The organism is Rhizobium sp. NFACC06-2 (assembly GCF_900101425.1).
Taxonomy (GTDB): Bacteria; Pseudomonadota; Alphaproteobacteria; order Rhizobiales; family Rhizobiaceae; genus Agrobacterium; species Agrobacterium leguminum.
This window is the reverse complement of sequence record NZ_FMVA01000003.1, coordinates 1-17,129: the sequence shown is the minus strand read 5'-3', so window position 1 is coordinate 17,129 and position 17,129 is coordinate 1. Positions and strand designations below refer to the sequence as shown.

15 protein-coding genes are annotated in these 17,129 nt (G+C 53.2%); 7 read left to right on the top strand and 8 right to left on the bottom strand.

Annotated features, from left to right (window positions below; all coding sequences use genetic code 11):
- The first annotated feature begins 123 nt into the window (after positions 1–123).
- The gene (locus tag F3H58_RS06940) at positions 124–834 is read left to right on the top strand and encodes a hypothetical protein (protein ID WP_149741665.1); all 711 of its coding nucleotides are present in this window, start codon (positions 124–126) and stop codon (positions 832–834) included.
- A gap of 792 nt (positions 835–1,626) precedes the next feature.
- Here F3H58_RS06940 and F3H58_RS06935 read toward each other — a convergent pair.
- The 4 genes from F3H58_RS06935 to F3H58_RS27505 form a co-directional block, all read right to left on the bottom strand.
- Positions 1,627–2,094, bottom strand: a complete 468-nt coding sequence (locus F3H58_RS06935) for a hypothetical protein (protein ID WP_149741664.1) — start codon at positions 2,092–2,094, stop codon at positions 1,627–1,629.
- 255 nt (positions 2,095–2,349) lie between these two features.
- Positions 2,350–2,904, bottom strand: a complete 555-nt coding sequence (locus tag F3H58_RS06930) for an ankyrin repeat domain-containing protein (protein WP_286169183.1) — start codon at positions 2,902–2,904, stop codon at positions 2,350–2,352.
- A 199-nt stretch (positions 2,905–3,103) separates the two neighbouring features.
- A complete protein-coding gene (locus F3H58_RS06925; protein WP_149741662.1) occupies positions 3,104–4,279 on the bottom strand; it encodes an MFS transporter in 1,176 nt (391 codons plus the stop codon).
- A gap of 940 nt (positions 4,280–5,219) precedes the next feature.
- On the bottom strand, positions 5,220–5,336 hold the full coding sequence (locus F3H58_RS27505; RefSeq protein WP_286169182.1) for a hypothetical protein: 117 nt from the start codon (positions 5,334–5,336) through the stop codon (positions 5,220–5,222).
- Positions 5,337–5,870: 534 nt separating this feature from the next.
- Between F3H58_RS27505 and F3H58_RS06910 the strand changes: the two genes are divergently transcribed.
- Positions 5,871–6,245: a hypothetical protein gene (locus tag F3H58_RS06910; RefSeq protein WP_286169181.1), complete on the top strand. Its 375-nt coding sequence runs from the start codon at positions 5,871–5,873 to the stop codon at positions 6,243–6,245.
- Between the two features lie 261 nt (positions 6,246–6,506).
- Here F3H58_RS06910 and F3H58_RS06905 read toward each other — a convergent pair whose 3' ends face one another.
- Positions 6,507–7,163 carry a helix-turn-helix domain-containing protein gene (locus F3H58_RS06905; protein WP_149741660.1) on the bottom strand — a complete coding sequence of 219 codons (657 nt, stop codon included), beginning with the start codon at positions 7,161–7,163 and terminating at the stop codon, positions 6,507–6,509.
- 213 nt (positions 7,164–7,376) lie between these two features.
- On the opposite strand from F3H58_RS06905, the gene F3H58_RS06900 reads away from it, so the two are divergent.
- Positions 7,377–7,967, top strand: a complete 591-nt coding sequence (locus F3H58_RS06900) for a recombinase family protein (RefSeq protein WP_149741659.1) — start codon at positions 7,377–7,379, stop codon at positions 7,965–7,967.
- Here the strand turns inward: F3H58_RS06900 and F3H58_RS27155 are convergent.
- Both F3H58_RS27155 and F3H58_RS06885 read right to left on the bottom strand, forming a co-directional pair.
- Complete coding sequence (locus F3H58_RS27155; protein WP_188128811.1) at positions 7,960–9,654, bottom strand: flagellin N-terminal helical domain-containing protein; 1,695 nt, start codon at positions 9,652–9,654, stop codon at positions 7,960–7,962. The two genes, F3H58_RS06900 and F3H58_RS27155, sit on opposite strands and share 8 nt — an antisense overlap.
- Positions 9,655–9,920: 266 nt before the next feature.
- The gene (locus F3H58_RS06885; RefSeq protein ID WP_149741658.1) at positions 9,921–10,733 is read right to left on the bottom strand and encodes an alpha/beta hydrolase family protein; all 813 of its coding nucleotides are present in this window, start codon (positions 10,731–10,733) and stop codon (positions 9,921–9,923) included.
- Positions 10,734–11,166: 433 nt separating this feature from the next.
- Between F3H58_RS06885 and F3H58_RS06880 the strand changes: the two genes are divergently transcribed.
- From F3H58_RS06880 to F3H58_RS06865, 4 genes are all read left to right on the top strand, one after another.
- A complete protein-coding gene (locus F3H58_RS06880; protein ID WP_149741657.1) occupies positions 11,167–11,994 on the top strand; it encodes an Ivy family c-type lysozyme inhibitor in 828 nt (275 codons plus the stop codon).
- Positions 11,995–12,115: 121 nt separating this feature from the next.
- Positions 12,116–13,645, top strand: coding sequence for an AlbA family DNA-binding domain-containing protein (locus F3H58_RS06875; RefSeq protein ID WP_149741656.1), 1,530 nt, complete (start codon positions 12,116–12,118; stop codon positions 13,643–13,645).
- Positions 13,646–13,761: 116 nt separating this feature from the next.
- On the top strand, positions 13,762–14,523 hold the full coding sequence (locus tag F3H58_RS06870) for a hypothetical protein (protein WP_149741655.1): 762 nt from the start codon (positions 13,762–13,764) through the stop codon (positions 14,521–14,523).
- Between the two features lie 184 nt (positions 14,524–14,707).
- Complete coding sequence (locus F3H58_RS06865) at positions 14,708–15,319, top strand: L,D-transpeptidase (RefSeq protein ID WP_149741654.1); 612 nt, start codon at positions 14,708–14,710, stop codon at positions 15,317–15,319.
- A gap of 394 nt (positions 15,320–15,713) precedes the next feature.
- On the opposite strand, the gene F3H58_RS06860 is transcribed toward F3H58_RS06865, so the two are convergent.
- On the bottom strand, positions 15,714–16,991 hold the full coding sequence (locus F3H58_RS06860; RefSeq protein WP_188128810.1) for a KAP family P-loop NTPase fold protein: 1,278 nt from the start codon (positions 16,989–16,991) through the stop codon (positions 15,714–15,716).
- Between the last annotated feature and the right edge of the window lie 138 nt (positions 16,992–17,129).

The window sequence follows — 17,129 nt, the reverse complement described above, 5'->3', positions numbered from 1 at the left end:
TATGGAACTCGGACAATTTTGTGATTACTTAAATGTTGGTGCAGCGCGCAAATACAGGTTATCACTTCCTATTTCTGTTCTTTTCCTAACGCATTCGCAGTAAATTTTGGGGGGCTGTGTTATATGGGCGAAATTAATCTTACAGAACGAGAAATAGACGCGATCAAGGCGGTCGATGAACATGAATTAGGAAGGCTTATCGACCAGTCTGTAATGGAGGCGCGGACTGGAAACCTCTCCCGATTACGACTGTCGGACTGCGGACCCTATGTCGTAAATAAGCTATATCATTTCGAGCGAGCCTTGGGGAGGTATCGCGATGCCAAGTCCGCCAAGAAAATTGAAGAGACGCATTCTTACGCGGTGCGAACCGGCAGCGAACTCCGGAGAGCTGTTGGGCAAATGAAGGGCCGAATGGAAACCGAGGAGCGGCAGCGGCTATATTGGCACGTTGATGACAACGTGTACTGGCCAAGTCATTTTACGAACGACCTGTCTGTTACGATTTCCTACCGCTGGCGGAAAGCATTCGAAGACGACTGGAGCTTTGGAAACATCACATTTCGCCACAAAGCCGTTCTTCGGCCGTCCTATTCGCAGCCACAGCCAAAGCGGAAACCGAGCAAAGCGAAGCAGGAGGAAATTCGTCAGAACGAGCTGTCATTTACTTGGCAGCATCTGATGAGAACCGCCCTTTACACGCTGAGGGATTATTTCGAGAGCTGTGGCGACGGAAACCGAATTCCAGAAACATTCACAGCTGCACCGGATCAAAGCGGATACCTGAACAACTTCAGTGCGAGATTCTGGCGCGATGCTGCGAAGGCATGGTAGATAATGTCAGGGGCGGCCTCGTGGGTACTGATTTCCTTTTTGTTTCCTTCTGCATCAAAGCGCCAACAACGCTTTGCGAGTCATCGTCGACGGCAGAGGGGATACGACCCGTCTGTCAGAGACTGGACCTACGACTATACGATCCCCAATGCGTCTCCAAATGTGGCTGTTTAAGCCCCGCTCTGCTGACGCCTGCCGAAAATCGCCGGGGGACCCGACCTCCGGCTGCGCCAAACTGGCCTGAAATGAGGACCTTAATACACAAAGGTGGGCAGAGTACGACCCAAGCCACTAAAGAGGGCTGACTGTATGGAGGTATGTTTCACGGCTGGTGAATTCCCATTCGATGTTTTTTGAAAGCGGTAAAGTCTAGCGCCCGGACACGAGAAGAAACCTGCCGTTTACGCTTTTATGATTTCCGTAAACACACGATCCAGGGAGATAACGTAGTGCATTTTTATATTGAGATTAAAGATGGGGAACTTTGGTCAACCAGCCACGTAGGCGGTGTAGTTCAAAGCCATGGACCGGGACTGGAGGGGGTAAAGCGCGCCTACGCTGCAATCATGGCGGAACAGCTAAACGCCAGAATGACTGCTGTCGCTAGACAGCGCGCAGCGGACTTAGCAGGCAGAATATTCAAAGCGCAAATTTCTAAATCTGAGTCACAGCTCAAATTCCGGCTCTCGGGCAAGCTGAAAGTTGGGATGCCAGGAGACCAAAAGGCTTTTTTTACAATTCTGTCTTCCGAAGGGGCGGAATTGTATGCGGGGCACGATCTCACAGACGCGGTCAAAAGCCTGTCGTTACCAACGTTGAACCCGCCCTCTCCGGTTTGACCCAGAGGGAAAAACTAAGTGCCTCCTCCCGGTACTCTTCCCCGTGTTCGGCAACAAGGCGACGCGCATGGATTATAGTTTCGCCGCCGATGAGCCACGCCGGTGAACATTTGAGCCATTTCTCGATATTCACCAGGCAGCCTGTGCCGTGGCCCGCTTCAAATTCTTCCCAAAGGCGAAGCGCTAGCTCAGCCTCGCGAATAACAGCACGCCATTTAGGACGACCACCGACAGCCTTTTTGCTGCTTTCTAATGCTGACCGTAAATGAGCGACGTACCCGTCATCAAGGGCACCCAACACCATCTGGATTTCAAACGGTTCTTTAGTCACGCCAAACGGCGCTTCCAATCGCCGATGTCTGTAATCGGCCACTCTGCTACGCAGTTTGAGAAGTCGTATTTTGTCTATATTCTTCAGCATTGACACCTCCATACATTAGCATGTGGCGGCAATTTCATCGGCGCAATGCGATTACCAACGATCCCTGGCCGCTGGCTCTTTGGACCATGGAACGAAACGCGTCATTTTTACTGACATGCGGGCACAGGGCCTTCCACGCAGCAGACCAAAGCATGTCCAAACCGGCATAAGACGGACGAAGGTCTATCCAATATCGAGCCGTTGCGACACTTCCGAATTCCCTCGGAGCTTGGCGCAGCGAAGCTGAAACGGTTATCACTTCGTCGCACCGTTAGCGGTAAGTACCTCGATAAACGATCTATCACCCGTTTCCTTTGCGAAGGAAAGAGCGGTTTCGCCATCATGCCCTTCTGCATTCGGATCAGCGCCGTGCGCAAGAAGAGCGGCGACGACATCCGGACCATTCTGCTGGTTGTTTGCCTGCATGATCAAAGGGGTCCATCCTCTTTTGTCGCGAGCCTCGACATTTGCGCCTCGTCCCACAAGGAGCAGGACGGCATCCGGATCGGTGACGATGTGGAGAATGGTGACGCCCTCGTCGTTCACGGTATTAATGTCTGCTCCATTTGCAAGCAAGAGATCGAGCACCTCCTCATCGGCATACATGTCGAGTAGGTGTACGGGCTGGAAACCATATTGGTCCCTGGAAACGGCAAGTCCGGGATCGGCCGTGAGCATCGTCCGAACCGTTTCCACTTTGCCCATATGAACGGCATCGTGGAAAACTCGCACCGCGTCGCCATCCGCCGCAATAGCTGAACCGATGGCAACTCCCAGAAGCATAAGAAGTCGATGAGCCCAGCGAAACACAGTTACCTCCTTGGATATCCTCGGCATCAATCGACCTATAGAGGATTTAATTGCACGCGGGAATTTGACTTCCAGGGTCGGAATCCGAACAACAGCCCTCGGATGGAACGCCCGAGACCAGAGTTGTCACCGGTTAATCTGCACCGACAATTCAAAAGATCGGCCTCTGCGCCCCGGGATGTGCCGCAACGGAATGGTCTCAGTTAATTGCCGACATCGAGTGCATTCTCGTCAAACTGCCGAGTCTGAGCAGGATGCACCAGGCGGATACACTAAAAATGACCAACAACAGCAGCGTCACGGATGGGCCTGATATCGTCAGGATTCCCGATAAGACTGGCGCAGCCAGTGCACTAGTCATGTTCAAGGGCAGAGCTATCACTGACATTGCAGCCGCGTATTCGGCCTTCTTGAAAAACACCAGAGGCATAGTTGCACGTGCTACAGCGAATGCCCCGCTGCCCACTCCGAAAAGAAGCAGGGAAGCAACCACTGCGACCGGGCTTGCGCCAAAGGCGACAAGCACCAAAAGGCCAGAAGGGATCATTACACCGGCCACGATCCCAGTGGAAACGGCACTCCATCTGCTGCCACCGGCAAGGTCGATAAGACGGCCGCAAACCTTGAGAACTCCCAGGAATGACGCCATTCCGACAGCCCAGACGGCATCCGCCCCCAACGCCCGAAACAATTCAATGCCGATAGACTCCATGCCGTAGGTCACAAAACCGTTCAACGCAATTGCTGCGACGAGGAGCCAGAAAGTGCCGTTCTTCCGGGTTGCAGGTTGTTGTGTATCGCGATGCTCGTCCCGTGTTCTCGCTTCAGGAATACCAAACATCACCATCGGCAAAATAATGACGATCATCCCTGCAGCATAGATTTGAACGATGCCGCGCCAGTCGAAGTGCTGTTGCAGGTAAGCCGTCAACGGCCAAAATACACTTCCGGCGAGACCTGTGACGAGCATCAAGGAACTGATTAGTCCGCGCGCCCTCTCGTGGGCGAACTCTGAGAGATAGACATAGGCGGCGGTCGTAAGGAACATTGCCCCTCCGACCCCAATGACTGCCCACAAAGAGAGAAACGAAAATGTCGCGCCGGAGACGCTCAACAAGGCAAGACCCACTCCAATCAACATCGCCCCGGCAACCATTACGATCCTCGCACCGAGCCGAGTGAATGCCGAGCCAATGATCGGCGCGGTGAGTCCCATGGTTGCATAGAAGATCGTTGTACCAAGGAATACAGTTGGAAGCGGGGTTCGCAGATCATCAGCGATGGAGGACGCCAGAACGGGAAGAAATCCGACGACGCCCCATCCGGCCACTTGGGTTACAGCAAGAATAGTAAATACAAAAATGTTTCGGGTCATCTTTCGACGCTATTCGAAACAGATGTCAGGAGCGTAACACTCGCCCCTCAAGCAACAGCTCGACGCGTACATTCCGTGCAGGGTTACCCTGGACAACTCTCGCGTCACCGTCCCCCTTGACCTCAACTCAAGTTGAGGTTGTACGAATTTCAGGGTGGCCGCACCCATGTCGAAGGCGACCACTTCAAAGGAGGACGCCTTGGTCACATATTTTCGCTATTCGAAACCCAAATATTCCGTCAGAACACGCCTGGCTGGAGCCGTCGGGTTACAGCTAGTCGGCACCGGAGGATTGGCGCTCATCTTTTGCCTGCTGGATTCGCTTACGGCGAAGGCAACGATAAGTCTTGGTCAGTTTGTGCCGTGCTTGGTTGGGAGCGTCGCTGGCTTTCATTTTGTGGCTTTTCGTCGGCCAGCCGCAGATGGCCAGCTTAGCCTTGTCGCAACGTCGTTCTTGGCATTTGGGGTCTTTTATTGGCTGGTGTCCAATTCGCTGCCTGATCTTTTGCTAGCAAGATTGATAGCCGGATTTGGATTGGGCGTGGTTGTCGCAGGAACTTTCCGGCGACGCTATCTTGAAAGTCCGGTCAGTCCTCGCGTCCGATAGATTCACGGCCACAATTAGTGCTTTGCATCAAGGTATTTTTGGTACCTCCACACTCATCGGACCAAAGGGGATGTGTCCGCAAAACGGATCATTGCCCTGCTGCGGAAGAAATCGTCTTGTCGGAGATGGGTGATGCTTCCGCTGGGTGCGGCGTAGGAGATAAAACCACAGGCATCCACAGGTACCTTCATCCAGGCTGCGATCACCAAACTTAATGTGAAGCCGTGGGGGACGATAACCTGCGTTTCGCAATCTCGACCAACCATTGCGTTGACGCAGGGATAAACCCGGGCCGCCACATCACGACGTGGACTCCGCTCCCTCAAGATTACCTCAATGATCGAGTCTGTCGGTATCTGGTGCTGGTACATAACGCGCATCAAGCCATTCCTGCGACTTACCTTCAGCTATACCATAGCTGATCTCCCGCAGCGCCTTTGTCTGCTTCACAGGCCGTCCGAAGTGGCTTCCGATGCAATTTGCTGTCTACGAGGCCCGCTTTAGGTCGGACGAGAAAATCTCGATCTCATTTTCGCCGATAAACGTAAATAGCCTCTCGACCACGGCAAGAGCATCCTCCTGCCCTGTCCTGTAAGCCCGGTGTCGTACCAGCCTCCGACCTTTCCCTCTATGTGGTGGATGGACTCGGTATGCGTTATGACGAACAAATCTCTCATCTTAAGCCGTTAGAAATCACTTGCCGTTGCGTGTAGCCGAAATTTTTAGGAGGAGACAACACGTCTCCCGTTGGCGCTTTTGCAGCATGACGTATTCGACAATTTGCTGAGGTAAGGCTAATTACTGCCTCTGTTCTTCGCCGCGAGCAGAGCACGGCAGCGGATATCCGTGAATTTGAAGATGAAATTGCGAAACTGATGATTTTTTCAAAAGGCCTGATCTATGGACGTTAAATCATCGCAAGTGACTGGTAACGCGGCACTACACTACGCGGCGTGGCAACTCTCCCGTCGGGGGTGGAACGTTATGCTGACAGCTCGTAACTCGAAGGGCAGCGATCTGTATTGCGCGAACGATGCTGAGACGATTTTTTTTGGGGTTCAAAGCAAGGGACTGACCAAACGAGACCCCGTGGGCCTCGGCGGAAACCTGGATAACCTGCGGTCTGATTGGTGGATCATCACCATAAAGGCTAAAACGGACGCTCCGGTCTGTTACATCATGACCCTGGCAGAGGTGAAGGCGCTTTGCCATCAGAGTGATCCGGCGAAAAGCAGCAATGGAAAGATATCGATGTGGTTACAGCCAACAGCGTATGATCGTGCAGAATTTCGCGAGGCGTGGCATCGCTTTGGAGCGGTCGTTCAAAATGGTGCCGGTCCAGCCGCGATGATTGCATGAGAACCTCGTGAAATGGTGGCTTCGTGCTCTGGAGTTGAGGGTCAGCAAAATGAGTGGCTCCCCGGCGCAAAGGAAATATCTGTCATCGTAGATTGCGGAGACTGGCGACCGGTCTGTTGGGATCATAGCAGCCGGGGGTACGTCCCCAACCTCCGCAAGGGATCGTTATGCAGTATAAGTGACATGATCAAGACAAGGGTGCCACCGCTTAAAGAGCGTCCAACGAGATTCAGACCCTTCCGATCTTATATTAGCAGAATCTTACAACCTGCTCGCAACCCAAAGCGCCACAAGGTGCTGGAGATTTTTCGCCCCCACCCTGCCTTTAAGTCGGTCGATCCTATGTTCAATCGTCCGAGGCGACAGGCCCAACCTGAGCCCGATTTCTTTTTGCGTTGCCCCCTCTGTCAGTAGCTGGAGAATGCTGAGATCAACCCCGTCCGTTTCAAACCGGGAGACTTCCGGCAACAGGAGATCGATCCTGGAGAAGACGATGCACCATTCGCTTCGACGGGCTCCAGATTTTTGGGGAAGCAGCAAACATTCATAGACAATCTTGCAGCCTCCGAAATTGGTGCTCCCTTGGGAAAGGGATGGTCGCTGCTGCGTCAGGACCTCGGTCAACGCAGGGACGGCGGTATGTTTCAGGTATTCCTGATCTGGAAAGCTGCGGAAATCACAGGGCTCTTGCGTGAGAAAATCCAGCACCTTCGTTGCCACACTGTATCGACGGACAAATTCGACTGAGAACGCTTCCGCACCGGGAGAATTCCAATCTACTACCGCCAGGATCACGTTTGGCTGCAACGGTAGTATAGCCGCCTGATAGATGTCGGCGGCCTCAGCCCCGTCTTTGCTTTTTATCCAGGCATCCATCAAATCGTGCACGCAGGCGGAGAAGGATTTCACGCCGCGCACAGACAAAACTCCTTGGCGCGACGCGATGCTTCTCGTCTACCCGCACAGGAAAAAATTGACCGATTTTGTCATCGACCCAGGATTGATGTCGTAGATTGCTTAATTCCTTGAGAGCCTTGAACAAACACATTCGTCGGACGACGGCAAATCCTGCCAGACAAAATCGGTTGGTTTTGTCAATCGCGCCGATGACAAGGAAATCTCGGAACGATCATGAGAATAGGCTATGCGAGGGTATCCACCGTCGACCAGCATCTGGACTTGCAGTTGAACGCTCTGCATGCGGCCGGTTGCGATGTTATTTTTGAGGATCAAGGAGTTTCGGGGGCGAGCACTAACCGTCCCGGACTATCGAAGGCCTTACGGCGACTTAGAACCGGTGATACGCTGGTAGTATGGCGTCTGGATCGCCTCGGCAGATCGCTTGCGCACCTCATAAAAACCGTCTCTTCTTTGCGCAACCGAGGAGTGGAACTTCGGTCGCTGACTGAAGCTATCGACACCGGAACCCCGACAGGCAACCTGGTGTTTCACATATTCGGCGCTATTTCGGAATTTGAGCGTTGCTTGATCTCGGAGCGCACTGCGGCTGGCGTTGCGGCTGCCCGAGCGAAAGGACGGCACCTGGGTCGTCGACCAGCACTCACCCCGAACCAGATCGAGGCAGTTCGCCACGCATATTTCAACGGCCGCCTCTCGATGGCTGCCATCGCAGACCAATACCGCATCCATCCACGGACGGTACGCCGATATCTCCTGAAAAATGAGGTTGGCCGTGAAACGCTTCCCGAACAGCTTATCTAAAGAGCTGTATTAGCATTGATGGATTTTCGTTGGCTATGCTGAGTGCCTGGATGGAGAGCTGCTGCTGGGTCTGAAGTGCCTTCAACCTGACGGACGTCTCATTCATATCCGCGTCGACCAGTCGTCCAATGCCCTTATCGATGGAATCGATAACAGCCTGGTTGTAACTTTCCTGCAGCTCCAAGCGGCTTTTCACTGCCCCGAGAACCGCTGCACCGTCTATCACGCGAGAAAGCATAGATTGGACACCGCTAATATAGGCGTCGAGGCTGTAATTCGACGTCACATCGACATCGAGCAAACCAAACGTCGGGGCGTTCCCAATATTGTCGGTCGCGCCCGTGACGCCCAACGTCGATTTCCGTCCCGCTTCTGGATTTATGGTTTCGATCAGATCATATCGGATAAGCCCGGACCCGAGATCAGTTGCTTCGATACCCATACCCTGATCGACAAAGGCGTAGTTGAGGACCTGGATGTAATCGCCAATCGAGTTCACCGCGCCGGTCGTCGTGCCAAGAGCTGCGATCACCGTGTCTTGTGTCAACATGAGTGTCTTGTCGACGCCGTTCTCTACGATTGCAATGTAGGCTTCCACCCCGGGTTTCAGCTCGAATGCCGCGTCCCAAATGCTATAGGTGTAAGCGCGGGTTCCGTAGATAATGGCCGCGCTATCTTGCAGACCACCGGTCTTTCCGCCTGGCAACGTCGAACTGAAGCCGCTCATGTAATAGGAAGAACCGCGCCCTGAAACCTCCATTGTTTCTATCGAAAATTTCGCGGGGTTCGATGAATCCTGGAGAATTCTTACGGCCCCGCCGATAACGGATCGCAGAACCTCCCGCCACTGCGCACGACTGGATACGATACCGTTCCAGCTGGCATTGACGGCATCAATAGCGTCCCGGTCTACGGTGTACGTCTGGGTCATCCCGGTTTGCGCGCCGGTGGTTGTCGTCGGATCGTCGGCATCCAGGTTTAGAGTGAACGTGATGGCGGTACTGTTATCGTTGAATGTTAACGGGCCATCGAAAACGTAGTCTTCCCATGCGGACGTTCCAACCGGATCGAAGGAGTATATCGTGTTGCGAATGCCGCCTACGGTGCCAGGGCTACGATTATCGGGTTGAAGCAGCCCGCCGCCGGTAGAGTTGAACAGCGATACTTTCGACAGATCGATATCGGTGGTTTGCACCGAAACGCCGCCGCTACTGGATCGGACGAAGGATGTGGTCAGTTCGGCTTTCGCCTCGGGCGAGTCGTAGATGTTAGTGAAAGATGTATTCAGCCAGTTCACGCCATTGAAACTCGCTGATCGAGCTATGTCGACGGTCTGATGTTTCAATTGTTCAAGTTCGGCCTGAATCTTTGCTTTGTCGACACCTGCTTCTTTAGCCGCGACCAATTTCGCCTGAAACTGGGCTAACACATCGATTGTTGAATGCATCGCAGCATATGCGGTGTCTACTTTTGCTGATCCGAGACCGATGGCGTCTTTAACAGCATAAATTGCCGATTGGTCGGAATGCATCGTCGTGGCGATAGACCAATATGCTGCGTTATCAGAGGCCGTGGCAACCCGAAGTCCAGAGGAAACCTGGTTCTGTGTCTTCGCGAGATTGCTGGAAACGGCTCGTAAAATTTGGAGAGCGCCTACTGCGCTTGTGTTCGTTAGTATGCTCGTCATGAAAATCGCCAGTAGTCGGGTTGCGCGGCGTCTTCATGAGCCTAAATCCAGCGTTGTGCTGCCTCTCGACTTTGCATCGGCAAGGGTTAATCAACAGCCGAAAATCGCAGGGGGAAACTACCCTGTGCTGTATGGCGAGTAGCGCCAATAGCGGGCATTCCTCGAAGCCTCCATGGAAGTGCGCCCCCAACCCCATTCCGGCCGTTCAGACGTTGTCCTACTGTGCTCAAAAGCCACCATGGAAATTCAGCAGCCCGTCTACGTGATCATGGTTTTAGACGGCTCTTGAAATAGTCGACCGTCGCGTCCGTCAGTGTGTTTAAGGTCTCCACACCAGATGCGGTGTTGAACGCGTGATCCATGGCAGCCTCCCAAACAGAATGCTCCCCTCTGTGGGCTGCGGCAAACTTTTTCGCGGTTCCCTCCGGTATGGCGTCGTCGAGCGTGCCTTCCGCAATAAATGCAGCCCCGGTATAATGGGACAGCTCCGCTATCGGATCAAACCGCGATACCTCGGCAAAGAATGAGTGTCCCAGCATCACAGAGGCTCCCCAAGGCAAAATCAGTGTCGTTGGTTCTTCGCTGTTTAGGCCTTTGAGATATGCATCTTGGCCGACCAAACGGGGGAACGACACTTTAGGCTCTCCCACAGCAGCCCAAAGTGCCACGCCTGATGGCCGATTAGTTCGACCAGCAGCAGCCGCTGCGACCAGCCCGCCTTGGCTCCAGCCCAGCAGGATGACTTCGCCACTATCAAGATCGGGTTGGGTCTCGATGAAATCCATCGCAGCCAAACAGTCATCAATCTGCGTGGAATAGCTCGTTTCTTGGATGGAGCCGTCACTGTCTCCCCAGCCCCGGAAGTCTATTCGAAGCGAAGAGTGGCCGAGATCAGCCAACCTGGCCGCGACGTGTTCGAATATCCCTATTTCGAGAGAGGGGATCACAAGCTCATTTCGGGTCCCTGTGAAACCATGAAGGAGCAAAAAGGTCGAGCGGCTGGGCAATTTAGCATAACAGGCCGTTCCAGCGATCCTATGCGCGCCCGAATTGAATGAAACTGTTTTTTCTAATGCCATGAGCAAAATCCTATCGGTGCGAGGAACAGGCCAGAGAACCCCGCAAATTGGCGGGGGTGTTGGTGAGCGCCTAGCTATTGCTCATCACAACTGCACCGCCGAAAGGCGGTGCAAATAATGCTCTGAACACGTGTTTTCTCATCTATACGAGATGCATCCGATTTGAAGGCTCAAAAGTCAATAAACCCCACTTTGAGATGTCTCCTTTTATCGCCCTTCAGACAAAAGCCGCCAGCCTGGAAGCCCCCCAGTCATTCGGTGGTGAAAGGTGAGATGGGCGTCAATTAGGGCAAACATACTGCGGGTAGATCGCTACTTCACAACAGGAAGCGGTCAGCCGTCGATCAGCCGCCGGTGAGTGGCGGCTCATTTGATTGCATTCAGAGCGCAATAATTACATAAAGTAGCAATTATTCAATTGCCGGAGGCCTGATTGAAAAGCGTAATCCAATTCGTTGTCATCACTTTAGTGTCCCTGCTGGTGGGCCAGATTAATGTTGCCACCGCTGCGGTCTTCGAAATGAAGATGTTCGGACACCAGATCGCCGTCGTGCAACGAGATTTTGAACAGGTCCTTACAATTGACAAGCGTGAATTCTTGAGAAACACGACTATCAATATCAGAGACATTCAGCTGGTTTCAGGCACGCCGGTGGTTGTTGGATCATCATCAGCAGGTGGAAACACCTGTGACTCCTCTCCCTTCGTCATATCATTCCCTACGGGCGCAAAGCCGAAGGTCGATGGTCCGATTGAGAGCTGCCGCCCGGTGACCATAGACGTTCTGGCCGATCAGCTTACCTTCAAGACGACAGCGCTGCCGAACTCCCCGGGTGAAACGTGGACGTGGACGCCCGCAAGCGGTTTTGCGAAATCCGTGGACCAAGGTTTCATTGCCGATACATCAAAAGGCTGGTCCGAGCTTCGGGAGAAGACCGTTTCCCACCCTAGCGAGCTTTTGTCATTCGGTGAGGTCGCGGCACAGATCAACGACCTCTTGGGCTCTGACAAAGATGACTATTCCAACATCATCCTCGGTGTCGGGTCCGGTTCATTTGATGGCGACTACTTCGTCGGCTCGGCTTGTACCCGTCACCTGTGCCAGGAAGAGGAGGCACTGCTGGTCGCGTCGATCCAAGAAAAGCAGGTGTTCCTGGCCTGGAAGCCATCGGGTGAAAAGATTGTGGTTCGTCCAGCCGTGAAGCAGTGGCCAGATAGGGCGAAGGCTGCGCTGCGGGAATGGGCTGCGAAATGGAAATAGGTGCTCGCAGACCAGCGAGCCTTTGCAATGCCTCTACGCTTTATTGACACGACCGGTGGCAACATATTCGCCTTCGATATTTCTCCCGGCGAATTTCACCACGAAACGATTGGAACTGCAAATGTCTGTGTTGACCGATGTTCAGCAAATGGAAGAGGACCTGCGACATCGCAGCGAAAAGCTGAATGTTGAGTTCAAAGCCTGGATGGGCATCTCAAAGGCGAACAAGGAAGGCCAGGCAAAGATTGCCCGGCACATCGCGGCAATTGCTAATCACGGCGGCGGTCGGCTTTATTTTGGGGTTGATGACGATGGGAACCCTCAGTCGCGCTCAGAAGCCTTTCCTCTGGAACACTTCCGTTCTGACGCGATCCATAACCTCCTGAAAACCCGACTGGAGCCACCCTTGCAGTGCGAGGTTCGCTTCACCGAATTCACCAACGGGGTCACTTATCCAGTCGTGCATATTCCCTCCCACGGCGCGATACCAATTGGTGCCAAAGACGAAAACAGCTTCATGCATGTCTACGTACGGAGCGTCGGTCCAGAATCAGTGAAAATATCGAGCTATCAGCAGTGGGACATTATCCTGAAGCGGTGCATGCGGTTCCGGGATGTTGAGGCCGTTCAAACGCGTGAGGAGGACGAACTCACCCGCACCCAGGCAATGACGAAGGCCATCACGGAATCCGTGACCGCCTCCGTTCTCAAAATCCTCGCCGAAAACATGAACCCAGCACCTTCCGCTGGACCGGGCGTTGATTGGGCAACAATCGATGCGCTCACGGAAAGCGCGCGTAGGGAATTTATCGCACAGATTAATGCCTTCGACTTCGGGACCACTGAAACCGATCAGCAGGTCCGAGAGATTGCTGACAAACACGTCGTCTCGGGCTATGCACTTTTGGATGCAGCAAACAACTTCCTCACGCTTGAGCGTCCGCATAAGCTGCTCAAAACCGCCAGTGAAGAAATGAACCACGTTGCGTCTTTTGGCTGGCACGACTTCATTGTGTTGACCAATTCTGATGTCTCACCTCGTACTCGACTGTGGAACATCGACGGTAAGGACGTTACCGGGGTTGAGGGTATGCGGATCAACAGCAGGACCGTCTATTTTGGTGAGTACGACTATTGGCGCGCTCATGGGAATTCCGTCTTCGTCACGGCCAAGAGTTACCGAGAGGATTATCATCGCCTTAAGGGTCGAGTTGATCATCCATTTCTCACGTCGGTTAACATTTTCATCAGGATGCACTGCCTGCTGGCTCATGCCGCGATTACGACGGCCAATGTTCCAGATGCCGCAAAGATTGCGCTGTTCACCGATCATCGAGGACTGAAGGACCGCATCCTTGGCAGGGGCATGGACTACGGCCTGCGTGTGCATACACATCTCAAGGCGGTAGAAGACAGGTATTTTAGTAAGCTGGTAGTCAATCGAGCGGAGTTGTTGGAGGACTATTTTGGCACGCTGAAGCGCCTTTGCGTGCCGATCTTGGACGTTTGGGCTGGGGCCAGCTTTGATCCTGAAGAATGGTTCACAAGGGAGAATGTCGAGCGGATCATCGCAGAGCTAAAGAAAGAAGGAAGCACCGTCCAGCTATTGGACCAGGAGGCGCAGACGCAGCATCCCGCCAACGCCGGATGATTCCCTTCTTGCAGCAATATTTATCGCGCCTATGTTTTCGATGCCCGGGAAAAAATCGTTGGCACAGTTCCTCTGCGCGTTTTCCAATTCAGCACCCCACTTCGCCGGAGACACGTTTGCTAAAAGCCTCAGCACATTATCCGATGTTGTTCTTCGAAGCGTCGTTGACAGAGCAAGAGCTGCAAGCGTCCCCGATGTGCATCAACACCATGAAGCTCTTGCTTTATGCAGAGCAGCATGGCGGCATTCAAATCACGAAACTCGGCAATTTTTATCGGAAGTGCGTAGAGTGGGCTGCCGAAGAGTTTCAGTGGCCCGGGTATGAACCGAAAGAGCTTTACGCGGTCAACAAGGTGTTGAATGAGCCGGATTTTCCACCGCTCTTCCTGATCCACGAAATCTTGCTGAACACTCGGCTGATCCGGCATTATAAAGGGCAAGCAAAGCTGACTAGGGCGGGAACCGCCATGATCGGGCGCTATGGCGACCTTCAGGTGATCCTGACAGAATACATGCTGCGCTCCCCAATAGGCGACGACCCTCAGGCCAACGCGCTGTTTTGGCACCTGGAACATTTCATGCGCGTGATTGGCAATCGGCTGGGCGACTGGATCACTGTTGCTGACTTTTCGGAACTGATCATTCCGATAGACCTGTTTCCTACACGTGGAAGCATCAGTGGTCGTTTCGAAGCCTGCCTGTTTGTCGCGCATGAGATTGTGCGGCCACTGAGTTGGCTTGGGCTTATTGATGATGGCCATCTCAAGCAGAAGCCCCAGGTCCGGCTCGAAGAGCGCCTGATCCGAAAGACCGCTTTGTTTGACCGGTTTGTTAGGTTGATTGTTCCCACGGCCGATGGCGGACAGCACGTACATTAGGTCCGCGTACACAACCTTCGCAACATCACTCACGTCTGCTTCGCCATCACCCGAGTAGGGCTTGCGAGTTCAATTTTTGAGAACCTAGCGGCTAGAGAGCATTCTCAAGAGCAGACTGCACCTGCCATAGTGCTGCCATAGAACTCAGCCCAATCATGCGCGTAAAAACAAGCGGATGCGAAGAATGAGATTACTGGTTCTCCTTGCTGCGGCACTATTTCTGACGGCGGTGCATGGCCAAGCCCAAATCTATGAGCCCTATGATGGATACGACGACTATGGTGGCTCCTACTATGACAATCCATATAGCCCGTATCCACCACCTGCTTATTACGACCCCGTCCCTCGCTATCAAGAACCTCAATATGAAAGCAGGCGGCCGTCAGCGCGAAGCGCACGAGGAACAATCGTGATCGCCACGCGTGAGCACGAACTTATTTACACGACAGCAAATGGTGAGCAGTTCGTGTACCCCATCGCAGTCGGTCGCGAGGGCAAACAATGGTATGGAACAACGCGGGTGGTGTCGAAACGAGCACATCCTGAATGGCGACCCACCGCAAGTATGCGTCAGAAAAACCCGAGGCTTCCAGCAGTTGTGAAACCCGGTCCCGCCAATCCGCTTGGAACCCGCGCGATCTACCTCGCCGACGGATTACTCCGCATCCACGGGACCAACGACCCCGCCTCTATCGGCACCAATGCATCGAGCGGATGCTTCCGGATGTTTCGCGAAGATGTCGAGGAGCTTTATGAGATGGTGCAGCCAGGAACGCGAGTAATCGTCCAGAGGTAACCGGATCGAATACAGTTGCAGCCCTACAAGTTCTTGCCGGACGAGTTAGAGCGAATCTTCCATAACCATAGCAATGATATCGTGGTGCCCAGGACAACGATGCAAATCTTTGAAGCCACTGCAAGATATGGCAATGCGTCGACGCGGTTCCCCTCGCAAGAAACATCGATTAACCGCAATGATCACCTTTTGGGACTGTGGTTGGGAGTTCCCATAATTCCCATCTTCGAACCCGGAGATCATGCTCCTCGGTGACGGCAACCTCAAGCCGAATCCCAACGTTCTGCTCGAAGAGCGCCTATCCGAAAAACACTATTGTTTGGCCGGTTGGCCTGGTTAAGTTTACCTCTAGCCGATGACGAACAATTCCGTTTGCTACGCGGTCTCGTTGATTTCAAAGAGAGCAAAAATAGTCTCGTTCAATTGTTTCAAAAACCGCGCGTACTCGTCCATTAAATGCCCTGGCAAAATGGGGCTTTTCGCTCTCGACATCGACTGTGCTCGTCAGTGCAAACTGCCAGAGACCTCTTAGGAAAGAAGCGTCTCTGTCGTAGGCCTCGGAATTTTCATCCAGCGTTGACTGCGTCATGCCGAAAAAAGTTTGGATATCGCCGATCTTTAAAGAGCGTCTGAATGCCCGACGGAAAAGGTCTGGCTTCAAAACCTGGAACAGAGTCAGCGACACGATGAGAGCTTGGTATCCGACGTAGGTACGCTCGAAATCCTTCCTCCTTGGCAGCAGCGCAAACCGGATAAGCACCTTCTCGATATCTCGCAGGGATACCGGCGTAGCAGTCACGGCCATTTTTAGTTGGTCAGTCGCTACATCGATCAATCGTGGCTCAATACCCATTTCCCTGGCGGTCACTTGGAAGTAATGGACGGAGGCATTGGCAGACAGATCGCCGCCGAGATTATTTGGAAGCGACAGAGAAAGCGAGATAAAGCGCTTCAGGTAGTCCCCTGCATTAATGTTGGCTCCGTACCTAATCCGGACCATATCTTCCAGCGCGTCTAGGTTTACACCCAACACAAAGTGAACTCGTTCAGCTGCAAAAAAGTGCTTAATCACTTCCAACACAGCGAGCGCATAGTCCGGCCTGCACCGATCAAGCTCATCAACAACGATTACGAGAGGTTTTCCGTCTTCGGTAATCTCGCATAGCGCGGATCGAAATTGTTGAATAGCAGCCCTGCGACCGTCTTCTCGTTTCCAAAACGCTTCGGCCGCGTTTTGGGCTTCTTTTCCGCCAGCCTCGATTACTGCATCAAGAATGGGACCCGCAAGTTCGGTTGCACCCGCCGTCGCGACGGCTGCGCCAATTCTCGCGACAGGACCAGCCACCTTATAAACGACCTTCTTCACTTTCTTTAGACTTCTCTGAGGTTTTCCTTTCGGTAGTCGCTCACCGATGGCTCCGGTCAGCCCAACCAAGGGCTCCTCAAAAAAATCATTCGCAAACGCGTCGAAATAGACAGTGGTAGCTGTACCGCCGTTCTCAAGGGTGTGCGCCCCTACCCACCTTTTCAGAAAAAAAGACTTCCCGCTTCCCCAAGGTCCATCAACCGCGAGTACCATCGGGTCTTCAATCCGTTCAACGAGTTCAGAAATTCTTTGTCCAACAGATGTACGATTCAGTAGATCGGAATCGCCGAATCCTTCCTTATACAAAACTACTTCTTTGGAAGCTGGATGGAGTCTCACAATCTGCCGCCTTGAACCGCACCGGATTTACCGGAGACCCCAACTCGTGAGAAGTAGGGTCTATGACAAGCAAGACGACGAACAAATTCTCCCCTGAAGTCCGCG

Excerpts from the sequence above, each read along its gene's own strand:
- F3H58_RS06940 (WP_149741665.1), top strand. The coding sequence starts at position 124 with ATGGGCGAAATTAATCTTACAGAACGAGAAATAGACGCGATCAAGGCG.
- F3H58_RS06900 (WP_149741659.1), top strand. The coding sequence starts at position 7,377 with ATGAGAATAGGCTATGCGAGGGTATCCACCGTCGACCAGCATCTGGAC.
- F3H58_RS06875 (WP_149741656.1), top strand. The coding sequence starts at position 12,116 with ATGTCTGTGTTGACCGATGTTCAGCAAATGGAAGAGGACCTGCGACAT.
- F3H58_RS06925 (WP_149741662.1), bottom strand. The coding sequence starts at position 4,279 with ATGACCCGAAACATTTTTGTATTTACTATTCTTGCTGTAACCCAAGTG.
- F3H58_RS27155 (WP_188128811.1), bottom strand. The coding sequence starts at position 9,654 with ATGACGAGCATACTAACGAACACAAGCGCAGTAGGCGCTCTCCAAATT.
- F3H58_RS06865 (WP_149741654.1), top strand. The coding sequence starts at position 14,708 with ATGAGATTACTGGTTCTCCTTGCTGCGGCACTATTTCTGACGGCGGTG.
- F3H58_RS06910 (WP_286169181.1), top strand. The coding sequence starts at position 5,871 with ATGCTGACAGCTCGTAACTCGAAGGGCAGCGATCTGTATTGCGCGAAC.
- F3H58_RS06935 (WP_149741664.1), bottom strand. The coding sequence starts at position 2,094 with ATGCTGAAGAATATAGACAAAATACGACTTCTCAAACTGCGTAGCAGA.
- F3H58_RS06885 (WP_149741658.1), bottom strand. The coding sequence starts at position 10,733 with ATGGCATTAGAAAAAACAGTTTCATTCAATTCGGGCGCGCATAGGATC.